Here is a 21,569-nt window from a genome sequence, read left to right on the forward strand (position 1 = left end):
GAGGGGGTGTGTGGAAATGGGGACGTTGAGTGTCCCCATTTCCACACACCCCCTTTCGTATCCGGTGGTGGTGAGGGTCGTCGACACGGCGCTCGAATACGACACCTTTGCCTTACCTCACTACCAACTCGTATGGTCAACCTGGGTCAGGTGAAAGGTACTTGGCGGAGAAGCGCTACTACGGGCAGTTCTGCGGGCTCGCCGCGGCGCTCGACGTCATCGGCGAACGCTGGACCCTGCTGATCCTGCGCGAGCTGCTGATCGGGCCGGTCCGGTTCAACGAGATGAGCGAGAACCTGCCGGGGATCGGCCCCAACCTGCTCACCGATCGGCTGCGGCTGCTGGCCGAGCACGGCCTGGTGCGGACCGAGCCGGTGCCGGGGGACGGCCGTGGCAAGCGGTACCTGCTCACCGGACTCGGCACCTCGCTGCTGCCGTCCATCCTCGGCCTGGCGAAATGGGGAATGCAGTTCCTCACCGAGGACGACGCCGTGAACGGAGCCAGCCGGTCGGCGTGGGGTTTCCTGGCCGTGCAAGCGATGATCGACCCGGCCGAAGTGCCCGAAGTGGACGAGAGCTACGAGTTCCGGGTGGACGACGAGGTGTTCCACATCGCCGTGCGCTCGGGAAAGGCGACCGCTGCCCGCGGCGCCGCGACAGATCCGGTCATGGTGGTCGGCACCACCGCGGCCACCTTCATCCGGATCGGCGCGCGGATGCTCAGCCCGTTCGACGCGCTCGTCGCGGGCGCGCTCGAGATCGACGGCGATCCGGACGCGGTGCAGCGCTGTACCCGGCTCATCGGCCTGTCCGCCAAGCCCCCGCTCTCCCGCGCCCGAGGAGCCTGAGGGTCAGGCGGTCGCGAGTCGGGTTCGGCGCCGTGTGGCTGATGTCCCCATGCTTCATTGGAGACAGCGGCAGCGGTGCTCTGGTGTCACGGTTGTTCCTGTGTCACCAGGAATCACATCGGCAGGTCCGTGAAGACCTCCTTGCCTACCTTCAGAGTCAGGGTCTCGGCAAAGTCGAGGTCTTGTAGGTCAGGCGGTCAGTCGTCGCTGTGGGGGCTGACGATGGAGGAATGGGGGCGTCGAGTGTCTCCATTCCTCCATCGTCGCGGGGGGATCCGGTCGCGAAGCTTGATCAACAGAGGTTCAGGGACATGCTCTCCCCACTCGGCCCTTGCAGGCACCAGAAATGTCAAGCCCGAACTGCCACCAGCAGCGCTGACCAGCAGCTCCGCGACTTTGCCGGAACCCTGACCTCAGTAGAGGCAAGGAGGCATTCACGGTCGAGTGGAGGCGTGCACGGGGGTGGTCGCACGCCACGTTCGCTCTCTCTCAAGTAGCCCGGAGCAAGTGTTTTCAGCCGCCACGAAGGAGGACGGGTGCGGCTTCGGCGGGGCCCGGTGGCCAGCCGAACAAGCGAACGAGGGCGTGCATGCCCGCGCGTAGTGGCAACGGCGTCATGCCCATGCGCCGGGCCTGCCGGATCGCGCCCGCCTGCTGTGCCATTCCCGCCCCGCTCCACAGCGACCACTGGGCCGCCACGGTCGAACATCGGGGGAGTCCTGCCGCGGCTCTGATGGTGGATCTGCGCAGAAGTTCGTTGGCCAGCCCGTAACAGCCGAGGCTGCGGTGTGGTTCCTCGGCGGTGATGGAGCCGAAGGTGATCAGCTGCCGTAGTTCGGCCGGGTCGATCGCGGCGAGTACGGCTTCGAGACCGGCTACCTTCACCCGCTGCGCGCGGACGAGCGCCGTGGTGGTCGTGGTCGCGACCGGGCCACCGGTGAGCAGCCCGGCGCAGTGCACCACCGCGCCGACCGGGGGAGCGTCCACTGTGGACAGAAGGCGTGCGATCCCGTGACGGTCGGTGACGTCCGCGGTGAGCACGGTCGCGCGCAGTCCGGACAGGTGCCTCGCGGAGGACTGGGGCAGCTGCGCCGGTTCGAGGACGTCGATCAGGATCGGATGCAGTCCGTACACTTTGGACAGTACTGCGGCCGCGCGCAGCCCCAGGCCGCCGAGGCCGCCGGTGACCACGACCGAGCGATCCGTCCGGGCTCTTCCCTCGAAGACAGGAGGCAGCTCGGCAGGGCGCCAGTCGGTGGTGGTGATCCGGCCGGCGTCGTCCACCTGCGCAGGCGAAGGGAACGCGCCTTCGGAGTTGAGCAGCGACACCACGACCCGGATCGCCCGCGCGGACGGCTCGGCGGAAAGCTCCGCACATCGCACGTCGAGCGCGGGATCTTCCTTGGCCGCCGCTCGCAGCAGGCTGGCGCCACCCGCGCCGAGGTGCACCAGCGCCAGCCTGCCGCCGTCACGTCGGGCCGCGGCGATCCCGTCGAGCAGTCTCGCGTTGTCCTCCCAGCCGAACTCCGCGCCGAGAAGGATCGCCGTGCCACCGGCGGAACCGGGTGGCGCCGACCGGGCGCGGAGTTCGGCCGCGACCGGGTGCGTGTCCGGCCCGATGAGGTGCCAGCAGCGGCGCCGGAACTCGCCTGGCGGCACCGGGATCCGCCGCGAGAGGAAGGCGGGCATCAGGTGCGCAACGCGGTGAGCAGGGTCGGGATCGCCTCCGCCTGGAAATCGACGTCCACATCGAACTCGTTGATCATCCCCTCCAGCACGAGCAGCGAGACCAGCGGGAACACGAACTCGGGCGCGGCGGCGACACTGGATCGCCGCTGCAGGTCGAACAGCCTGGTCGCGAACGGCGCCAGCCGGAACTGGCCGGCGGTCCGCCGGTGCGCGGCGGTGACCAGCTCCACGATCCCGGCGCGGAAGCCTTCGAGGTCCGCGTCCGGCGGCACGTACTCGCTGCTCTGGAGCACGACCTCGGCGCATTCCTCGCCCCGGCCCATCGACATGTTCAAAAAGAATTCGGCGAACTGCCGCTTCACCACCGGGTCCAGCCGCACCACGAACCCGGCGTCCAGCAGGACGACCTCGGAATCCGTTGTCAGGTAGAGGTTTCCCGGGTGCATGTCGCAATGCACCAGCCCGTCGAGGAAGAGCATCTGGTACACGCCGTGCAGAACCTTGCGGACCAGCGTGCGCCGTTCTTCCCTGGTGAGTTCGCCGGGGCCGAACCGGCCGAGCCCTTCGAGATACTCCATCACCAGCACGCCTTCGCCGCAGGCTTCCGGGAGCGGCTCCGGGATCCTGAAGTACTCCAGCCCGGCGAGGTTGGCCCGCAGGGAGGTCAGCGCGGCCGCCTCGGCGTCGAGGTCGAGCTGACGCAGCACCGCGAAGCCGACCTGGTCGACCATCCGCCTGGCGGGTACCTTGCGCATTCCGGGCACCCGTTGGATCGCACTGGCGCCCTTGCCCAGCAAGGCGAAATCGGCGTGCATGCGCTCGCGGATCCGTGGCCTGCGCACCTTCACCGCCACCTCGCGGCCGTCGTGCAATCGCGCGTGGTACACGCACGCGATGCTACCGCTCGCCGCCGGCGTCCAGTCGATTTCCTTGAACGGCCAAGTTCTTTCCCGGTACGCGTGCGCGCACACCTCCTCCGCCTGCGCGCGGGTCATCGGGTCGACGCGGTCGTGCAGGCGGCCGAGCGCCGCGCACAGCTGTGGCGGCAGCAGGTCCTGGCGGGTCCCGAGGAGCTGGCCGCCCTTGACGAACGTCGGCCCCAGATCGACGAGCATGGTGGTGAGCCTGTCCCGCTCCGGTTGCGGACCGTTCCGGTTCAGCCTACGGCGCAAGGACTCCGCCGCGCCGACGGTGCCGTGCCGCGCGGCGGTGCCCGCCCAAGTGCCTGCCCGGCCCAGCATTCTGCCCCAGCCCACCGTCGTGGGGCCGGTCAACGGAAGTGTGCCCACTGATCGCCCCCATCGGGCCGAAGGGATGGCAAGGAAGCTCTACGCGCATGAAGTGTTCCCGTAATGGTGTGCGGCGGGCCGCCGTGGGGGCGACCGCCGTCCGAGTGACGAACCTCCTTGACAGCAGGGGGAACTTGCGCGAACACGGACAGCGGCAACCTGCGAGAAGGTGCGGCACGGTACGGACGCCTAACTTTGCTGGTACCGATCCATGGAGACGGGAAGGATTGCCGCGATGGCTATCGATCTTTGCAACAAGTCCCCGGACTTGGTAACGGAGCGCGGCCCCGGTTCGTGGGCCGAGGCCGTCCCGTCCGAGCCCGCCCTGCTGGACGATCTGGGCACGGAACAGCGAGACGCGCTCAACTTCGCGTACCGGACCACGTTGAGCAACGTCGATCCTCGTTTCGTCGCGGGGGATCCGGCCGCGTGGGCCAGTGACTTCGGGTACGCGCTCGACCGGGTCGCCATCCGGCTGGACAACCGCAGCAACGGGGAACTGCGCGAGCAGGCCCTGCGGCATCCGGACCCGGTGATGCGCGAACAGGCGCTCTACGAGTACGCCGACCGCGACCACGCCGACGCGATCGAACTGCTGGAGGAGGCCGCCCGCCACGACACCAACCGCGAGCTGCGCTGGGATGCGTTGTGGGCCATCGAAAAGCTCGGTGGCGCCACCGCGGTGACCACCCTGCAGAAGTTCCTCACCGACGATGATCCCGAGATCGCCGAGTGGGCCAAACTGTTCATCTCCGAGCTGCAGACCGGGGATCCGGCGTTCGACGACAGGCCCGGCCTCTACACCCCTGGCCGCACCTTCGACGAGACGATCTACCTGCTCATCCACTGCGACCTCTACGTCCGGCTGGACGAGAGCAACACGCACTGGGGCAAGATCTCCTTGGCACCACAGGGACTCGCCCGCATTTACGGCCAGGCGCACGCCTGCCCGAACGTGAGCACCCGCGAACGTCAGCTGGTGATCGCGAAGACGATCTCCGGACTACACAAGGACGGTTCGCCGCACTGCGACAACTACCTGTTCCGCGGGTTCACCGACCGCACCAGGCGCGACCGCGGCAACTTCTTCTTCGAGTCACTCGTGCCGAGGACCTTCTTCAAGTCGGGCCGCGCGGACGACCCGAGCCAGGGCGTGCGGCAGGCCAACATCGGCTTCGCGCGGTACGGCACCTGGCACCTCGAGCCGAAGTTCCAGGTGCGCGAGGAGGCCGCGATCCGGTACGTGCGCGGTCGTTTCCAGGGCTGGGGCCACGTGAACCTGGCCAGGATCGCGGGCAGGCCGCTGGAAGAGGTGCTCACCCCCGGCAACGGCGTGCTGTCCACCCTGCACGATCCCGAGGTCGGCCCGATGACCAACGCGTTCATCCTCGGCACGTTCAAGGGCAAGCTGAACGACTGGGACGGCGACGGCGTGATCGACCTGAACTCCCGCGACGTGTACTCGACCGCGGAGGGCGAGATCGACTCGGACCAGGACGGGATCCCGGACAAGGCGGGGCAGACCTGCTGCGACTACACCAACCTGCTGCCCTGACGGGCTTTCCGACTCCGTTCAACTCTGAGAGGCAATGATGGCTACACCCACGAAGCCGTCCGTGATCTATGGCCGTCCGGTCACGACCGAAGGCGTACCCAATGTGTATGCCGGTGCGAAGGTGGTTCCTTGGACCGCCCCCGACCCCGGTATCGACAACCTCGGCATCAACTCCATCGACACCTTCGCGGTGCCCGGTGTCGGGGAGTACACCGTTCCCTTCGACGGCTGGGTGCGGGTCGTCCGCTCCGAGCCGACCTCGCGGGAGTGGTCCAAGGCCGAGGTGTACACGAACCTGATCGAGATGAAGATGGTCGGCGAGTGCGAGGAGCTCGGCCGGATCACCGTCACGTTGAACCCGGACTGCCTGTCCACCGGGCAGATCCGCACCCCGTTCGACCCCTACGCCGGCGAAGGACCGTCGGCGAAGGCGTGCCGGATGGCGGTCGGCGCGATCTTCGACATGCCCAAGCTGGGGATGAAGCTGGTCAACAAGGAGCCGATCATCCTCACCATCGACGACGTGCGGCAGATCCCGCCCGCAGGCGCGCCGGGCAAGGGCCAGATCTACCGGATGCTGCCCCTGCACGACAGCAGGCATCTCGACCAGCAGCCGGTGGCCTACGTGACCAGCCTGCGCTTCAACATGGGCGGGTACCTCTCGCCGGAGGAGCTGGCGGCCAAGTAGCGGCGTCCCATCAAGGGTCCGGTCAGGGGTGTTCCCGCCTCGGTTTCGTGGCGGGAACACCGCGGTTCCGGGTTTCGTGAGGCAGGAGACGGTATGGGTGCGCCGGCCACCGGACGGCGGAGTACACCGCCGATGGTCAAGGGGCTGCCGCTGCTGGGCAGCCTGATCGAATGGCGACGGGACCACTTCGCCGTGTTCATGCGCGCGTACGAGCGTTATGGCCCGGTGTTCGGCATCCAGCTCGGCCCGCAGAAGGGCGTCGTGCTGATCGGGCCCGAGTACCACGACTTCTATTTCAAGGAGGTCGACCGGACGCTGTCGGTGCCCGATCTCTACAAGTTCGTGGTGCCGATGTTCGGCGACGTCATGCTGGCCGCACAGGACTTCGAGCGCAGGCGCAGGCACGTTTCGCTGCTGCAGTCGGCGTTCCAGGGCGGCAGGCTCACGCACTACACCGGGGTGATGGCCGAGGAGGTCGAGACCTGGCTGGACGGGCTCGGCGAGCACGGCGAGTTCGATCTCTGGGACACTCTCGAACCGCTGGTGATGCGGATCGCGGCGAGCACGCTGATGGGGCCGGAGATTCGCGCGCGCGTCGACGAGTTCCGGCCGCTGCTGGTGGATCTGGCCAGGGGCATGGAGTTCATCCTGCCGCCGAACCTGCCGCTGCCCAAGTTCTTCCGCCGCGATCGCGCCCGCAGGCTGCTCACCGAAATGCTCCGCCCGGTGCTCGCGACGCGACGGCGTGACCCCGGCGGGCACACCGACTTCCTCCAAACCCTCGTCGACGACGGCGATCTGCGCGCCGAGGGCGACGAGGTGCAGATCGGCATGGCGCTGTGCACCATCTTCACCGGCTACATCACCACGGCCGCGCAGGCCGCGTGGACCTTGGTGCAGCTGCTGCGGAACCCCGGCTATCTCGGCACCGTGGTGCGCGAACTGGACGAGGGTGTCGCCCGCGTGCCGAGGCTCGACTGGGCGTTCAAGGAGTCGCTGCGGTTGCGGCCGGTGATGGGCCACTACGCCAGGATGACCGCGATCGAGTACGAAGTGGACGGTTATCGCGTTCCGAAGGGCTGGATGACCATGCTGTGCCCCGGCGTCGCGCACCGGCTGCCCGAGATCTTCGATGAGCCCGACCGATATGACCCGGAGCGGTTCGCACCCGATCGGGCCGAGGACAAACGCCGTCCGCACGCGCTGATCGGGTTCAGCGGCGGCTTCTATCGCTGTCCCGGCCAGGCTTTCGGCACCGCGGAGGTGACCACGATCCTCGGCGCGCTGCTGTCCCGGTACGAACTCACGCCGCTGGACGCGGACCCGCCGTCGGACTTCGATCTCGGTGTGACCCGGCCCGGCTCGCCTTGTGCGATCAGGTATCGGCGGAGGTAAGCGCAATACCGGAGAAGTAGCCGGTTCACCGGTCGCCCTAGCGTGTTGGGAACAAAGGGAAATCGGCCGAAGGGGCAGGCGATGGCAGCGCGTCCAGCCGGAGGGTTCGCCGGCATCCCGGCCGCACCCGGGTTCGATCTGACCGCGACCGCGAGTGCGTTCACCCCGCTCGGCGGGGTCTCCTTCCCGGTGGCGCAGGACCGGTGGGAGAGGCTCGTCACGATGGGCCAGATCCCGGCCACCGCCGACGTCGTGTGGGACGCGTTGACCGACCCACAGCATCTGCGTGAATGGCTCGCTGTCGCGCACGGCGGGTGGGCGAGCGCCGGTACCGAGTCCACATTGGACTTCGAAGACGGCGAGTTCTTCTACTGTTCCACCACGCGCGCGGTCGCGCCGACGTCGTCGAGGCCAGGGACCCTCGAGTACCTGTGGCGCTGGGTCGGAGTGGGCCCGGCGACGTCGGTCACCTGGACCCTCACCCCCGGCGCCGACGGAACCACGGTGACGGTGGTGGAAGAAGCGACCAACCCGCCTTCGGACTGGCGGTCCTGGAACGGCATGGGCTGGCCCGGCATCGTGGACCAGCTCGTCGGCTATCTGCGCACCGGGACGAACACCCGGTGGCCGTGGCGCCGGATGGGGCCGTACCTGCAGATTCCGCTACCCGCCATGCCGTTCCAGGCGTGGGAGGCGCTGACCAGCCCCGGTGCGGTGAAGCACTGGATGCAGCGGACCTCCGGCTCCCTCGACGTCGACGACCCGATGACGCTGATGATGGGGGACGCCAGCGGTACGGTGGAACTGCGGGTGACGAAGACGGTGGACACCGCACAGGAATTCCCCTCCTACATGCCCTATGTCGAGTTCGAGCTGCGGCGGCCGTCGTGGCGGTCGGCGCTCGGTGGCCGGATGTGGATCGAACCGACCGGCCTCGGACAGAGCCTGCTCCAGGTGTTCCACTTCGACTGGGAACGCCTGGACATCCAGGACCCGGTGACCGAACGGAAGCTGCTCACCGGGTTCTGGATCAACGCGGCCGCCAGGGCGCAGATGCTGTTCGCCCCGCAGGGGCCGCCCGCCGGACCGCACGGCTGGTCCTCCGGCGGAGGCGGCGCGAACGGGCAGGCCGCCACCGCCGAGCTGGACTTCCCCGCCGCCATGGGTTTCGCGGAGAAGGTGATGGGGGACCTCGGCGGCGCGATGGCCTCGGTGCTGGCGGCGCTGGGCGTCCGGCTCGGTCTGTTCGGCGCACTCGCCGGCGGTCCGGCGACGGCGAAAGAACTCGCCGGGCGGACCGACCTGGCCGAGCGATACGTGCGGGAGTGGCTGTGGGGCCTGCACAGCGCCGGGTACCTGGACTTCGACTCCGGCAGCGAGCGGTTCACACTGCCTCCCGAGCGAGCCGCCGTGCTCGCCGACGAACGGTCACCGCTGTGCCTCGCGCCGGCGTACGGTCTCGTGCCGCCGCTGGCCGGAATGCTCGACGAAGTCGCCGAGGCGTTCCGGACCGGGCAGGGCATACCGCACGAGCAGTACCCGGACGGCCTCTACCAGGCGATGGAACAGATGAGTGCGAGCTGGCTCGACACCATGCTGGTCGAGCACTGGCTACCGGCTGTCCCCGGGCTCACCGAGGCACTGGAGCGGGGCGGCAAGGCGGCCGACGTGGGCAGCGGCAGCGGGCGTGCCGTGCTCGCCATGGCCCAGCGGTTCCCCGACAGCGAGTTCACCGGGTACGACCTCCACCAGCCCAATGTGGACAGAGCGGCCGCGGCCGCGGAGGAGGCCGGTCTGAACGGGCGGGCGCGGTTCGAGGCCACCGACGCGACGTCCGGGATGGCCGGACCGCTGGACCTGGTCACGATGTTCGACGTCCTGCACGACGCGCCCGACCCGCCCGCGCTGCTGGCGGCCGCGCACCGCGCGCTCGAACCGTCGGGGGGTGTGCTGCTGGTGCTGGAGAGCAACGCGGCCGCCGACGCGCAGGACAACCGCGGCGCACCCGGAACCATCCTGTACGCCACCAGCACGCTCTACTGTGTGCCGTCCGCGCTGGCCGACGGCGGGCCCGCGTTGGGCACCCTCGGCCTGCCGTTCGCGGAGCTGGCCGAACTGGCGGTTCGGGCCGGGTTCACCAGCACCGAGGAGATCCCGCTGCAGAGCCCGATGAACGCGTTGTACCTGCTTCGTCCCTGAACACGCGAGTTCGCCTTCCAAGCACGCGTGATCGCCTTTCAAACACGCGAGATCGCCGCAGCGAACCCGAACGTCAAGCAAGCAAGCTCACGCGACACGAGGAGACGCAGTGCCCGACACCTCTGTTTCCCGCTGGAGGCTGTTCACCAGGTTCGTCACCATCGTCGCCGTGCTGCTCGGGTCCGGCCTCACTGTGCTGCTCCTGATGCTGGGCGGGCTCGTGACGGGCGGCCCGAAGCGAGCGAAACGAGTGGCCTACCGGGGCTTCGTGCGGACGCTGCAGATACTCGGGCCGACCTTCGTGAAGTTCGGGCAGACCTCCAGTACCCGCCGCGACACCATGCCTGCCGCGCTCTGCGACGAGCTGAGCACCCTGCACGACGCCGTGCGGCCGATGTCCCGGCGCAAGGCGGCCCGTGCCCTGCGGGAGGCGGACATCGAGGGTCTGGAAGTGGCGCCGGATCCCAGCGCCAGCGGGAGCATCGCCTGCGTGTACCGGGGCGAGCTGCGCGACGGACGGGTGGTCGCGGTGAAGCTCAAGCGCCCCGGTATCGAGGGCCGCATGCGCGCGGACCTGGCACTGACCAGGTCGATGGTGCGCCGGATGGAGAAGATGCCGAAGATGCGCGGGATGCCGATGGCGGACCTCGTCGGGTACATCAGCACCGCCATCCTCGGCCAGCTCGACTTCGCCCGCGAGGCCCGCAACATCGCCCGGCTACGGCAGTGCCTGTCCGAGATCCCGCAGATCCGGGTACCCGCGGTGTACCCCGAACTGTCCACAGCGGACTGTCTGCTGTTCGAGTACCTGCCACAACTGGACACCGCGACGCCGGAAGCACTGCCGACCGACGTCCGCGCCGCACTCGCGAAGCGGACCCTCGAAGCGGCCAACCGGATGATGTTCGCCGAGGGGTTCGTGCATTGCGACCTGCATCCCGGCAACGTCTATCTCACTCGTGACCAGCGCGTGGTGATCCTCGACGCCGGATACTGCGTGCAATTGCCGGAGCGGGTGCGGGAATTGATCGGCGAGTTCTTCGCTTGCCTCGCCCTTGGCGACGGTGAGCGTTGCGGCGAGATCGTGCTGGAAAGCGCGGTCGATCCGGGCGACGTGGATCGTGCGACGTTCGTCGCGGAGATGGCGGTGATCGTGGCCGAGCACGCGGGACCGGACGCGGAGTTCGACATGAAGGTGTTCGGGGACAAAGTTTTCCAGCTGCAGCAGAAGTACGGGATCTACGCCGCGTCGGACTTCGCCTTTCCGCTGATGTCACTGACGGTGCTGGACGGGACCATCCGGCGACTTTCGGAGGAAGCGGACTTCCAGCAGGTCGGTGTCGCCCGCGGCTGAAAGCTCAAGGAAGGGGACATCGAACGGTTCCTGTCGGTCTCGCGAACCCCGGTAGTCACAGCGATGCCGGGTGAAGGTCCCTTCAGGCGATTCTGCCGAGAAAATTCGGCCTTTGCACCTTGCCCAGTACATGAAGGTCCCCTTCCTGTCCTAGGCGCTAGGAAGGGGGCCATCATGTACTACAGGCGACTGTGAGTGGCGGTGAGGGCTACCTCCGCCGCCATCTTTGCTCGTACGTGTGCCGGTCCAGCGTGTCGCGAAAGCCACTTTCGCGACGTCTGACGTCCCGAAAGTGGCTTTCGCGACACGCTTCAAAAGGGGCGCACGTCACGCGTGCTTGGAGCCGTTAGTCCTGTGTTACGTGTTCAAGCACGCGTGATGCGCCTCCAAACACGTGTGTTACGGCTCTGATCACGCGGGTTCGATGGACTGGCGGTGGCGGAAGGTGTGGATCAGGCCATCGCGGCCAGGTACTCCTCTGGCACCAGGCCGACCTGCTCCATCAGGTGCAGTTCGTCGGTGACGCCCCAGTGCTCCACGAGCTTGCCGTCCTGGACGCGCGCGATGCCGAAGACCGAGCAGCTCACCTTGTTGCCGGTGGCTTCCTTGCCCATATAGCTGCCGGTGTGCGTGCCGGTCGCGGTCATCCTGGTGGCGACGCGGTCGCCGTCGGCGAGGATGTCTTCGATGGTGAACTGCAAATCGGGGAACGCCCGCATGAAGTCGGACACGATGGTCAGCACGGACTCGAAGCCGTGGCTGCCCATCCGGGTGTGGTGGACCATGTCGGGCGCCCAGAACTCCGCCATGCCTTCCAGGTCCCCGCGGTTCCACGTCGCTATGTAGCGCTGGACCAGATCCTTGTTCTCCTCAGTCGACATCGCGAGTCGCCTTCCTTGTGCCGGATGGCACCTGCCCGCGGGAGCGAGCGGTGAGGTCATTTCCTGCCCACCGAAATGCTGTCCTCTCCAGGGAAGAACTACTTCTTCAGCCTTGCCAGCCCGCATAAGCAACACTGAAGAAGTAGACAAAACCTGGTACGGGGCAGACTTTCCAGCAGCGATCACCGAGAGGTCGACGAAGGAGCGGGTCATGTCGGTGGAGAAGCAGCAACGCAGCCAGAGCGAGAAATGGACAGACCTGACCAAGGAAGAACTCGACCAGACCATCGGCGAATTCACCGTCGAGGAGAGCGGCGCGCAGGCGGCCGGGCTCACCGAGGAGCAGATCGCCGAGACGCGGGTCGCGATCAAGCAGCTGGTCGCCGACGCCACCACGATCAGCGACAAGTACATCAAGATCAAGGGGCTGGCGAAGAGCACGGGCAAGCCCGTGGCGGAACTGATCGACCAGGCCGAGGTCGACGCCGACCGGGCACTGCTGAACCACCTCGTCGGCGAGGAGTACCGGCTGGTGGCTCCGCACGGTGAGATCGTCGGCAAGCAACGTTGTATCGATCGGATGATGTCCGGCGCGATCCGCCCGCAGGCATTGGGCCGCGACGGTTTCGAGACGACCGAGGACGTGCTCCAGGTCCACGGCAACACGGCCGTGTACACCGGCACGTTCAGTATGCAGGGCAAATGGCTCACCGAGGACGAGGGCACCGGTCGGATCACCGAAAAGCCGCGCGAGTTTACCTATCGGACGATCCACACCTACACGTTCCGTGACGGACGCTGGCAGCTCACCGCGTCGCAGATGACCGACGCGCCCAAGCCGAAGGTGCGGTTCGCCACCGGTCCGGGTACCGACCGTCCCGCCGACTGGCGCCCGGAAGACTGAACCGGTTCAACCGCAAGGAGGAAGAAGCGCCGCGAACCCCTCGCCGCCGGACAATGATCAGTTGACCGGCAAAGGAGGAAGACCATGTCCGCACCGGAAACGCGGCTTTCCGAAAAGCAGCTCGAAGAGACCATCGGCCAGTTCACGGTGGACGCGTCCAGCGCACGGTCCTGTGGGCTGGACGGTGGCGAGATCGAACGGATCCAACAGGGTGTGCGGGCGGTGGTCGCCGAATCGGCGCAGATCACCGCCAAGTACAACGAAATAGCCGGGCGCACCGGCGCCGAACCGGTGAAAACCCTTGGTGAGAAAGAGGTCGAGGCCGACCGGTCGCGGTTGGAAGCGCTGATGACCGAGGACTACAGTTTTGTGACCCCGTTCGGCCACAACGAGAACCGGGAGCGGAGCATCTCCGTGATCCTTTCCGGGCTCGTGCACTTCGATTCGTTCGGCCGCGACGGTTTCGAGACGACCGAGGAATCACTGCACATCCACGGCCCCGGCGCCGCGGTGCTGACCAGCACGGTGAAGATGAGCGGCTCCGGGGAGACCAGGAACCTCAGTACCGGCGATGTCCACGAGACGGACTTCTCCGGCACGTACCGCACCATGCACACCTACGTGTTCGAGGACGCGCACTGGCGGCTCGAGGCTTCGCAGATGACGGAGATCCCCTCCGGCGGTGAAGAAGCCGTGGTGGCGCATTCGTAGTCAGGCGTCCAGAACAGGATGAGGCATCGATGAGATACGCGCTGCTGGGCCGGAGCGGGCTTCGGGTGTCGGGGCTGTGCCTCGGCACGATGACCTTCGACGCGGCGGGCCGCGACTGGTGTGTGTCCAAAGAGGACGGGCACCGGATCTTCGACGCCTTCCTGGAAGCCGGTGGCAACTTCATCGACACGCACACCTACGGGCCGACCGAGGTATACCTCGGCGAGTACCTGGAGGGCGACCGGGACCGGGTGGTGCTGGCGACCAAGTTCGGCGGCACCCTCGCCCCGGACGACGTCAACGCCTCGGGCGGGCACCGGAAGAGCATGCTGCGCTCGGTGGAGAACAGCTTGCGCCGGCTGAAGACCGACTACGTGGACCTGTTGTGGCTGCACGCCTGGGACGCGCTTACCCCGGTCGACGAGCTGATGCGTGGGCTGGATGACCTGGTGCGCGCCGGGAAGGTGCTCCACGTGGGCGTGGCCAACGCGCCGGCGTGGGAGGTGGCAAGGGCCACCACGCTCGCGGAACTGCGCGGCTGGACGCCGTTCTGCGCGTTGCAGGTCGAGTACAGCCTCGTCGAACGGGACGTCGACCGTGAGTTCGTCCCGATGGCGAAGGAACTCGACCTCGCCATCGCCGCCTGGACTCCGCTGGCCAGCGGCTGGCTGACCGGCAAGTACCTGCCTGCCCGCGACGACTCCGCCGCGGGCAGGCCGCGACGGCTCGACGATCCGGTGATGAGCCGGTTCCTGCCGAGGAACGAGCGGACCGTGGCGATCGCCGAGGAGGTGTGCGTGATCGCCGGTGAGATCGGCTGCCTGCCCGCGCACGTCGCGCTCAACTGGCTCCGCCGCCGTGGCACCATCCCGATCTTCGGTGCCACTTCGGTGGAGCAGGTCAAGGAGAACGCCGCCTGTTTCGACTTCGAGCTGTCCACCGACCAGGTCGACAGGCTGAGCGCGGTGAGCCGGATCAAGCTCGGTTTCCCGCACGACTTCCTGCGCAGCGGCATGGTGCGCAGACTGATGTACGGCGATCACGTCGACCTCATCGACAGTGGCCGCGGCTAGCCGGGCGGGGCGGAGATGAGCACGCCGCGGTGGTGGTCCGGGGTCGTCGACGGGATGACGGACTTCCAGCGGGAACACCCTCAGAACCTGCCTGGCGCGGTGTTCGCCGCCGAGACCCGCGCGGACGGGCCGCTGGTCGCGGCCGTCGGCGAGGGCTGGTCCGCCGGTTCGATCTGCAACATCGGCTCGATGACCAAGACATTCACCGCCACCGCGGTGCTGCTCGCGCTGGCCGAGACGGACCGGCTCGACGTCGAGTCGCCGGTCGCCGAGTTCCCCGGGATGGAGATCTACCGCGAGGACCCGGTGAAACGCCGGATCAGGGTGCGGCATCTGTTGCAGCACACCACCGGGATGCCGGTCTTCCTCGCCACCGAGGAAGAACCACCGGTCCTGCCCGGCGCGGAACTGGTGGGGCCGACGGTGCCGTGGATCGGTTCACCCGGCTACACCAACGAGCCGATCCTGGTGGACGGCCGGTACGTGCCGTCCCGCCTGCTGACCCTGGACCAGGTCAGCGAGCACATCATGCGGACCTACCCGCTTCGGCACGAGCCCGGCGCAGACTACACCTACAGCTCGGCGAACTACGTGGTCGCGGGCAGGCTGGTGGAACGGCTGACCGGCAAGTCGCCGAACGTCTTCCTCGCCGAGAAACTGTTCCGGCCGTTGGGGATGCGGGATTCCTTCTTCGTCGCGCAGCCCACCGGTGACGCGCGCGTCGACGAGGACGTGACGGCGGAGCAGCGGGCGCGAATCGCCGGAGTCTCCCTGATCACCCGGGACGGACAGTGGCCACCGGAGGTCGCGCCCGGTCCGGACGGCGGGTGGGACATCCTGCGGCGGAACTGGCGTTTCGTGTACCCCGACGGCGGGATGTACACCACCGCGGCCGACCTGCTCGCGTTCCTGCGCGCGGTGCGCGACGACGGGGTGCACGAGGGCGAGCAGGTACTGCCGCCCGCGGTGGTGAAGCTGATGGTGACCGATCACGGTTTCGGCCACACCATGGCGTTCGGGTACCGGCGGAGCACCACGCCGTACGGCCAGGGGCCGGGCACGCTCGACCACCTCGGCAACATCATGACCTACTTCTGGTGCGATCCGCGCGACGGTGACCCGCTGCACGGGGTGTTCCTGAGCCAGCGGCTCGCCAACGCCATCGTGAACAACAACATGGTCGACGGGATGCGGGCCATCTTCCGGGGTTTCGTCCCGTTGGTGAGCAAGGGCGCGCGATGACCGCGCCCTGCCTGCACGAGGTGGTGCGCCGGCAGGCCGGTCGCACACCGGACGCGACGGCGATCGACGGCGCGGATCACCTGACCTACCGCGAACTGGACCGGCGTGCGAACGCGGTGGCTCAGCTGCTGCTGGCCAGGGGAATCGGCAGGGGATCGCTGGTCGCGGTCTGCCTGCCGAGATCCGGGGATCTGGCGGTCGCGCTGCTGGGAGTGCTGAAGACGGGTGCGGCGTATCTGCCGATCGATCCCGCGCTGCCGACCGCCCGCATCGAGTTCCTGTGCGCCGACGCGGCGGTCTCCCTGACGCTCACCTCCCGGCGATGGTCGGACAGGCTGCCCGGTGATCCACTGTGCCTGGATGGACTGTCCGAAAGGGACGATCCACCGGAGCAGGGAACCACCCCAGAGGATCCGGCGTGTGTGATGTACACCTCCGGGTCGACCGGGCGGCCGCTGGGCAGCGTGATCCCGCATCGCGCGGTGCTCCGGCTGGTGCACGGGAACGAGTTCGTCCCGGTCGCCGCGGCCGACCGGGTGGCCCACGCGTCGAACATCTGCTTCGACGCTTCGACCTTCGAGATCTGGGGCGCCCTCGCCGCCGGCGCCTGCCTCGTCGTCTTTCCCGACGAACTGGTGCTGGACCCGCGAAGCTTCGCCGCCGAACTGCGCGCTCAGCGCATTTCCCTACTGTGGCTGACTTCCGCGCACTTCGACCTGATCGCCGCGACCGCCCCGGACGCCTTCGCCACCGTCGCGCAGCTGCTCGTCGGCGGAGACACCGTGCATGCCGCGACGGTACGCGCGGTCCTCGCGGCCGGTCGCCCTGGACGCCTGCTCAACGCTTACGGGCCGACCGAGAACACCGTCTTCTCCACGTGGTACGAGGTGCGTGAGGTCCCACCGGACGCGGCCACCGTTCCGATCGGCTTTCCCGTGCCCGGTACCGAAATCCACCTGCTCGACGACCGGCTGCGGCCGGCGGGCCCGGATGCGGTCGGCGAGCTGTACCTCGGCGGGGACGGCCTCGCGCTCGGATACCACCGGCGGCCGGACGCGACCGCCGCCCGGTTCGTCGCGGTGGCGGGCGCCCGGCTGTTCCGGACCGGCGACCTCGGCCGGTACCGCCCGGACGGCGCGCTCGACCATCTCGGCCGCCGCGATCGGCAGGTGAAGCTGCGGGGGTTCCGGGTCGAACCCGCCGAGGTCGAGGCCGCGCTGACAGCCAGGCCCGGCGTGGCTCAGGCCGTGGTGGTGGCCAGACGTGAACCCGCCCGTCTCGACGCCTGGGTGGTGCCCGACCGCTCGAGCGGCGAAGGCGTGGTGGGGCAGTGGCGGCGACTGTACGACGAGGTGACCTACCGGGGAATCGACGGCGGTGATCCGCGGTTCAACATCACCGGCTGGGTCAGCAGCTACACCGGCGAGCCGGTGCCGGAGGCGGAGATGCGCGAGCAGGTGGAGCAGACGGTCGCGCGGGTGCGGGAGTTGCGTCCCCGTCGGGTGCTGGAGATCGGATGCGGAACGGGCCTGCTGCTGTTACCCCTGGCCGGGGAGACCGAACTCTACTGGGGTACCGACTTCTCCGCGGTCGCCCTCGCTGAGCTGGGCCCACAGGTCGCGGGGTTGCCTCAGGTGCGGCTGTTGAACCGGCGGGCGGACGACTTCTCCGGGATGGCCGGTGAGACCTTCGACCTGGTGCTGCTGAACTCGGTGGTGCAGCACTTTCCCAGCGTCCACTACCTGCTCAGGGTGCTGCGCAAGGCTGTCCGGGCGATCCGGCCCGGCGGTGCGATCTTCCTCGGCGATCTGCGCAGCCTGCCGTTGCTGGAGGAGTTCCATCGCTCGGTCGGCTCGCGACGCGGAGGGCAGGCGGTCGCCGAACGGGTCCGCCAGGAGCCGGAGCTGGTCCTCGACCCGGACCTCTTTCCCGCGCTGGCTCAGTGGTTTCCGGAGATAGGGGACGTGCGTGTCCAGCTCCGGCGAGGGTGGGCCGACAACGAGCTGACCCGCTTCCGGTACGACGTGGTGCTCCGGATCGGGGCCAAGGCCGGTACCGGCGAGCCGGACTGGCTCGACTGGCCGCTGGACGGGGAACCGGCGGACGTCCTGCGGGAGCGGATTCCGCCGTTCGGTATCCGCGGTGTGCCGAACGCGCGGCTGACCGGCCACGGTGTACACCCGGAGGAATTCTGGCGGCTGGCCGAGCGGCTCGGGCTCGCCGCGGAGATCGGCTGGGCCGCCGATCCCCATGCGTTCGACGCCGTGTTCCACCACCCGGGGGCGCCGGCTCCGGCCAGTCCACAAAGGACTTCGGCGCGCAAGCCCGCCGACTACGCCACCGATCCGATCTTCGCCGAACAGGCGCGGACGCTCGGGGATCGGCTACGTCGCGAACTCGCGGCGAGCCTCCCGGACCACCTTGTGCCGTCGGTGATCACGGTACTGCCGCGGCTACCGTTCACACCCAACGGAAAGGTTGATCTCGACGCGCTGCCGGAACCCGCGCTCGGGGCGCCGACACTCCAGCGGGCCGGGTCCGTCACCGAACGCACGGTCGCCGAGATCTGGGCCAGGGTGCTCGGGGTACCCGCGGTGAGCGTGGCGGACAACTTCTTCGACCTCGGCGGGAACTCGCTCAAAGCCGCCCAGGTGATCGAGGAACTGCGACGAACCTTCGACCCGCGGCTACCGCTCGTACGGCTTTTCGACCTGCCGACCGTGCGAGCGCTGTCGGCCGCCCTCGACGATCGCGGGCGCACACCTGACTTCAGCGGGGAAAGGGATCGTGGGCGGCTTCGCCGGGCACGCAGACGGGCCGGTGAGCCGGGATGACCGGCGCCGACATCGCGATCGTGGGGATGGCTTGCCGGCTCCCCGGTGCGCGTGACCTCGGCGAATACTGGCGCAACCTGCGGTCCGGGGTGGAGTCGATCTCGTTCTTCGAAGAGGAGGAACTGCGGCAGAACGGCGTCGAGCAGGCGCTGCTGGACCGTGCGGACTACGTTCGCGCCGCGCCCGTACTCGATGACCCGTCCCTGTTCGACGCCGAGTTCTTCGGATACTCGCCGAACGAGGCCGCGATGATCGATCCCCAGCAGCGGATCTTCCTGGAATGCGCGTGGTCGGCGCTGGAACACGCCGGACAGGACCCCGGCGCGCAGCCGGGACCGGTCGGTGTCTACGGCGGCGCGGCGATCAACACGTATCTGCTGTTCAGCGGGCTCCTGTCGCGGTTCACCGGGGAGTACGTGCGGACCCTCACCGCCAGCGACAAGGACTTCCTCAGCACCAGGGTGTCCTACAAACTCGACCTCACCGGTCCGAGCCTGACCGTGCAGACCGCCTGCTCCACCTCACTGGTCGCGGTACACCTCGCCGCGCAGGGCCTGCACCACGGCGAGTGCGACCTCGCGCTGGCCGGTGGGGTCTCGGTCCGGGTCCCGCACCGGGCCGGGTATCGCTACGAACGCGGCGGGATCCTCAGCGGTGACGGGCATTGCCGCCCGTTCGACGCGGACGCCGACGGCACGATCTTCGGCAGCGGCGCCGGTGTCGTGGTGCTCAAACGGCTCGCCGAAGCACTGGCGGACGGGGACACCGTGCACGCGGTGCTCAAGGGTTCCGCGGTGAACAACGACGGCGCGGAGAAGGTCAGCTACGCCGCGCCGAGTGTGCACCGGCAAGCGGCGGCGGTGGTGGAGGCACTCGCCGACGCGGACGTCGACCCGTCGACCATCGGCTACGTGGAGGCGCACGGCACCGGTACCAGGGTCGGCGATCCCATCGAGGTCGAGGCGCTCACCCGCGCGTACCGGGAATGGACCGACGACCGCGAATACTGCCTGCTCGGCTCGGTCAAAGGGAATCTGGGACACCTCGACGCGGCTGCCGGGGTGGCGGGGCTGATCAAGACCGTGCTCGCGCTGCGGGAAGCGGAGATCCCGGCGAGCCTGCACTACACCCAAGCCAACCCTGGCATCGACTTCGCCGCCACCCCGTTCTCGGTGTGCCACGCGCTCACCCCCTGGCAGGGGAACGGGCCAAGGCGAGCCGCGGTGAACGCGCTCGGCGTCGGCGGCACGAACGCGCACCTCGTTCTCGAGCAAGCGCCGGAACCGCTGCCTGCCGCACCGTCGCGGCCGTGGCAACTCCTGGTGTTGTCGGCGAAGACCCCGGCCGCGCTGAACGCCGCGACCGCCGCGCTGGCCGCGGATCTCGCCGACCGGCCGGACGCCGAACTGGCCGACGTTGCCCACACCCTGCGGGTCGGCAGGCGGCCGTTCCGGCATCGCCGGGCGGTGGTATGCACCGGTCCGGCGGACGCGGTGACCGGCCTGCGCGCGCCGGCCGCCGGTCGCGCCTGGACCGGCGACTGCCCGGAAGGCGCCGCGAATCCGGTGTTCCTGATCCCGGGCCAGGGCGCGCAGCGGCTTCGGATGGGCGCCGGATTGTCCGCGTCGGAACCGGTCTTCCGGGCCGCGTTCGATCACTGCGCGGGGCTCTTCGCGGCGGAACTCGGCGTGGACCTGCGGGAGATCATCGGCGACGGACGGCTGACCAGGACCGAATACACCCAGCCCGCCCTGTTCAGCGTGTCCTACGCGCTCGCCGAACTGTGGCGGTCCTGGGGGGTGCGGCCGTCGGCGTTGTTCGGGCACAGCATCGGGGAACTCACCGCCGCCTGTCTCGCCGGGGTGTTCACGCCGGCGGACGCCGTGTCGGTGGTCGCGACGCGCGGGCGGCTGACGCAGGGATTGCCCGAGGGCGCGATGATCGAGGTCGCCCTCACGGAAGCGGCCTGTCAGTCCTATTTGGACGGTGACATCTCGCTGGCCGGGATCAACGGCCCCGGTAGGTGTGTGCTGGCCGGGCCACCGGCCGCGATCCGGGAACTCGGCACCCGGTTGAAGGTGTCCGTGCACCCCCTCGACGTCTCTCGCGCGTTCCACTCCGCGATGGTCGAACCGGCGGTCGCGCCGTTCTTGGAGAAACTGTCCGCGTGCACGCTGCGACCACCGGAAATCCCCTTCGTGTCCGGCGTGAGCGGCACCTGGATCACCGCCGACGAAGCGACTTCGCCGGAGTACTGGGCGGCACAGCTGCGCCGGCCGGTCCGGCTCGCTGACGGGTTCCGGACGCTCAGCCTGCTGGATCGCCCGGTGCTGCTCGAAGTCGGCCCTGGGCACACTCTGAGCGGGTTGGCACACCGTCAGCCCGCGGCTTTCACCGCGTTCCCGTCGATCTCCGGCGAGCCGGAGCAGGCGGGAATGCTCGCCGCGCTCGGCAGGCTGTGGCTGTCCGGGGTCGAGGTGGACTGGCAGGCGCTGGCCGGGGACGAACAGCGACGCCGGGTGCCGCTGGCGGGGTATCCGTTCGAGCGTCGGCGTCACTGGTACGAACCGGACGGCGCGACGATACCCGCGCCGGTCCCGCCGCCCCCGGAGGAAACGCGCGAAGAAACGGCCGACACCGAGCAGGCGCGCACGCCCACCGAGGCCGCGGTGATCGGCGTCTGGCAGGCCGTGCTTGGCGTGCGGGACATCGGGGTGCGCGACAACTTCTACGACCTCGGCGGGCATTCGGTGCTGATCCCGGACGTGGTGGCCCGGCTCGGCGCGACCTTCCAGCTCGACCTGCCGGTGCTGAGCCTGGTCGAGGCGCCGACGGTGGCTGAGCTGGCCGAGCGCATCGAGGACGTCTTCCGGGTCCGGAGCGAGCTGGCGCGATCATGGAGGTAAG

15 protein-coding genes are annotated in these 21,569 nt (G+C 68.7%); 12 read left to right on the forward strand and 3 right to left on the reverse strand.

Features of this window, described 5'->3' with window-relative positions:
- The first annotated feature begins 161 nt into the window (after positions 1-161).
- The gene (locus tag ACM6LU_RS15070; protein ID WP_414938283.1) at positions 162-848 is read left to right on the forward strand and encodes a winged helix-turn-helix transcriptional regulator; all 687 of its coding nucleotides are present in this window, start codon (positions 162-164) and stop codon (positions 846-848) included.
- A gap of 513 nt (positions 849-1,361) precedes the next feature.
- Here the strand turns inward: ACM6LU_RS15070 and ACM6LU_RS15075 are convergent.
- Complete coding sequence (locus ACM6LU_RS15075; RefSeq protein WP_414938284.1) at positions 1,362-2,537, reverse strand: SDR family NAD(P)-dependent oxidoreductase; 1,176 nt, start codon at positions 2,535-2,537, stop codon at positions 1,362-1,364.
- Entirely contained in the window at positions 2,537-3,826 is a 1,290-nt protein-coding gene (locus ACM6LU_RS15080) for an ABC1 kinase family protein (RefSeq protein WP_414938285.1), read from the reverse strand. The genes ACM6LU_RS15075 and ACM6LU_RS15080 overlap by 1 nt, the downstream gene beginning before the upstream one ends.
- 235 nt (positions 3,827-4,061) lie before the next feature.
- Between ACM6LU_RS15080 and ACM6LU_RS15085 the strand changes: the two genes are divergently transcribed.
- The 5 genes from ACM6LU_RS15085 to ACM6LU_RS15105 all read left to right on the forward strand — a co-directional run bounded on the left by ACM6LU_RS15085 (position 4,062) and on the right by ACM6LU_RS15105 (position 11,017).
- Positions 4,062-5,381: a HEAT repeat domain-containing protein gene (locus ACM6LU_RS15085; RefSeq protein WP_414938286.1), complete on the forward strand. Its 1,320-nt coding sequence runs from the start codon at positions 4,062-4,064 to the stop codon at positions 5,379-5,381.
- Between the two features lie 37 nt (positions 5,382-5,418).
- On the forward strand, positions 5,419-6,069 hold the full coding sequence (locus ACM6LU_RS15090; protein ID WP_414938287.1) for a DUF6073 family protein: 651 nt from the start codon (positions 5,419-5,421) through the stop codon (positions 6,067-6,069).
- A gap of 93 nt (positions 6,070-6,162) precedes the next feature.
- Positions 6,163-7,464, forward strand: coding sequence for a cytochrome P450 (locus ACM6LU_RS15095; RefSeq protein WP_414938288.1), 1,302 nt, complete (start codon positions 6,163-6,165; stop codon positions 7,462-7,464).
- A gap of 81 nt (positions 7,465-7,545) precedes the next feature.
- Entirely contained in the window at positions 7,546-9,663 is a 2,118-nt protein-coding gene (locus ACM6LU_RS15100; RefSeq protein ID WP_414938289.1) for an SRPBCC domain-containing protein, read from the forward strand.
- Positions 9,664-9,772: 109 nt separating this feature from the next.
- Positions 9,773-11,017 carry an ABC1 kinase family protein gene (locus ACM6LU_RS15105; RefSeq protein ID WP_414938290.1) on the forward strand — a complete coding sequence of 415 codons (1,245 nt, stop codon included), beginning with the start codon at positions 9,773-9,775 and terminating at the stop codon, positions 11,015-11,017.
- Positions 11,018-11,469: 452 nt separating this feature from the next.
- Here ACM6LU_RS15105 and ACM6LU_RS15110 read toward each other — a convergent pair whose 3' ends face one another.
- Positions 11,470-11,898, reverse strand: coding sequence for an ester cyclase (locus tag ACM6LU_RS15110; protein ID WP_414938291.1), 429 nt, complete (start codon positions 11,896-11,898; stop codon positions 11,470-11,472).
- Positions 11,899-12,109: 211 nt separating this feature from the next.
- Between ACM6LU_RS15110 and ACM6LU_RS15115 the strand changes: the two genes are divergently transcribed.
- The 6 genes from ACM6LU_RS15115 to ACM6LU_RS15140 all read left to right on the forward strand — a co-directional run bounded on the left by ACM6LU_RS15115 (position 12,110) and on the right by ACM6LU_RS15140 (position 21,568).
- A complete protein-coding gene (locus tag ACM6LU_RS15115) occupies positions 12,110-12,802 on the forward strand; it encodes a nuclear transport factor 2 family protein (RefSeq protein ID WP_414938292.1) in 693 nt (230 codons plus the stop codon).
- Between the two features lie 84 nt (positions 12,803-12,886).
- Positions 12,887-13,513, forward strand: a complete 627-nt coding sequence (locus tag ACM6LU_RS15120; RefSeq protein ID WP_414938293.1) for a nuclear transport factor 2 family protein — start codon at positions 12,887-12,889, stop codon at positions 13,511-13,513.
- Between the two features lie 29 nt (positions 13,514-13,542).
- Positions 13,543-14,586 carry an aldo/keto reductase gene (locus tag ACM6LU_RS15125; protein ID WP_414938294.1) on the forward strand — a complete coding sequence of 348 codons (1,044 nt, stop codon included), beginning with the start codon at positions 13,543-13,545 and terminating at the stop codon, positions 14,584-14,586.
- A gap of 15 nt (positions 14,587-14,601) precedes the next feature.
- A complete protein-coding gene (locus tag ACM6LU_RS15130) occupies positions 14,602-15,828 on the forward strand; it encodes a serine hydrolase domain-containing protein (RefSeq protein WP_414938295.1) in 1,227 nt (408 codons plus the stop codon).
- On the forward strand, positions 15,825-18,662 hold the full coding sequence (locus ACM6LU_RS15135) for an amino acid adenylation domain-containing protein (protein WP_414938296.1): 2,838 nt from the start codon (positions 15,825-15,827) through the stop codon (positions 18,660-18,662). The genes ACM6LU_RS15130 and ACM6LU_RS15135 overlap by 4 nt, the downstream gene beginning before the upstream one ends.
- The gene (locus ACM6LU_RS15140) at positions 18,659-21,568 is read left to right on the forward strand and encodes a type I polyketide synthase (RefSeq protein ID WP_414938297.1); all 2,910 of its coding nucleotides are present in this window, start codon (positions 18,659-18,661) and stop codon (positions 21,566-21,568) included. The genes ACM6LU_RS15135 and ACM6LU_RS15140 overlap by 4 nt, the downstream gene beginning before the upstream one ends.
- Position 21,569 lies beyond the last annotated feature (1 nt).

Source organism: Amycolatopsis sp. cmx-11-51, assembly GCF_047608665.1.
In the GTDB taxonomy this organism is placed as follows: domain Bacteria; phylum Actinomycetota; class Actinomycetes; order Mycobacteriales; family Pseudonocardiaceae; genus Amycolatopsis.

Bases quoted from the DNA above. Each gene is read 5' to 3' on its own strand.
- ACM6LU_RS15135 (WP_414938296.1), top strand. From the start codon at position 15,825: ATGACCGCGCCCTGCCTGCACGAGGTGGTGCGCCGGCAGGCCGGTCGC.
- ACM6LU_RS15120 (WP_414938293.1), top strand. From the start codon at position 12,887: ATGTCCGCACCGGAAACGCGGCTTTCCGAAAAGCAGCTCGAAGAGACC.
- ACM6LU_RS15095 (WP_414938288.1), top strand. From the start codon at position 6,163: ATGGGTGCGCCGGCCACCGGACGGCGGAGTACACCGCCGATGGTCAAG.
- ACM6LU_RS15085 (WP_414938286.1), top strand. From the start codon at position 4,062: ATGGCTATCGATCTTTGCAACAAGTCCCCGGACTTGGTAACGGAGCGC.
- ACM6LU_RS15125 (WP_414938294.1), top strand. From the start codon at position 13,543: ATGAGATACGCGCTGCTGGGCCGGAGCGGGCTTCGGGTGTCGGGGCTG.
- ACM6LU_RS15090 (WP_414938287.1), top strand. From the start codon at position 5,419: ATGGCTACACCCACGAAGCCGTCCGTGATCTATGGCCGTCCGGTCACG.
- ACM6LU_RS15140 (WP_414938297.1), top strand. From the start codon at position 18,659: ATGACCGGCGCCGACATCGCGATCGTGGGGATGGCTTGCCGGCTCCCC.
- ACM6LU_RS15115 (WP_414938292.1), top strand. From the start codon at position 12,110: ATGTCGGTGGAGAAGCAGCAACGCAGCCAGAGCGAGAAATGGACAGAC.
- ACM6LU_RS15110 (WP_414938291.1), bottom strand. From the start codon at position 11,898: ATGTCGACTGAGGAGAACAAGGATCTGGTCCAGCGCTACATAGCGACG.
- ACM6LU_RS15100 (WP_414938289.1), top strand. From the start codon at position 7,546: ATGGCAGCGCGTCCAGCCGGAGGGTTCGCCGGCATCCCGGCCGCACCC.
- ACM6LU_RS15130 (WP_414938295.1), top strand. From the start codon at position 14,602: ATGAGCACGCCGCGGTGGTGGTCCGGGGTCGTCGACGGGATGACGGAC.
- ACM6LU_RS15075 (WP_414938284.1), bottom strand. From the start codon at position 2,537: ATGCCCGCCTTCCTCTCGCGGCGGATCCCGGTGCCGCCAGGCGAGTTC.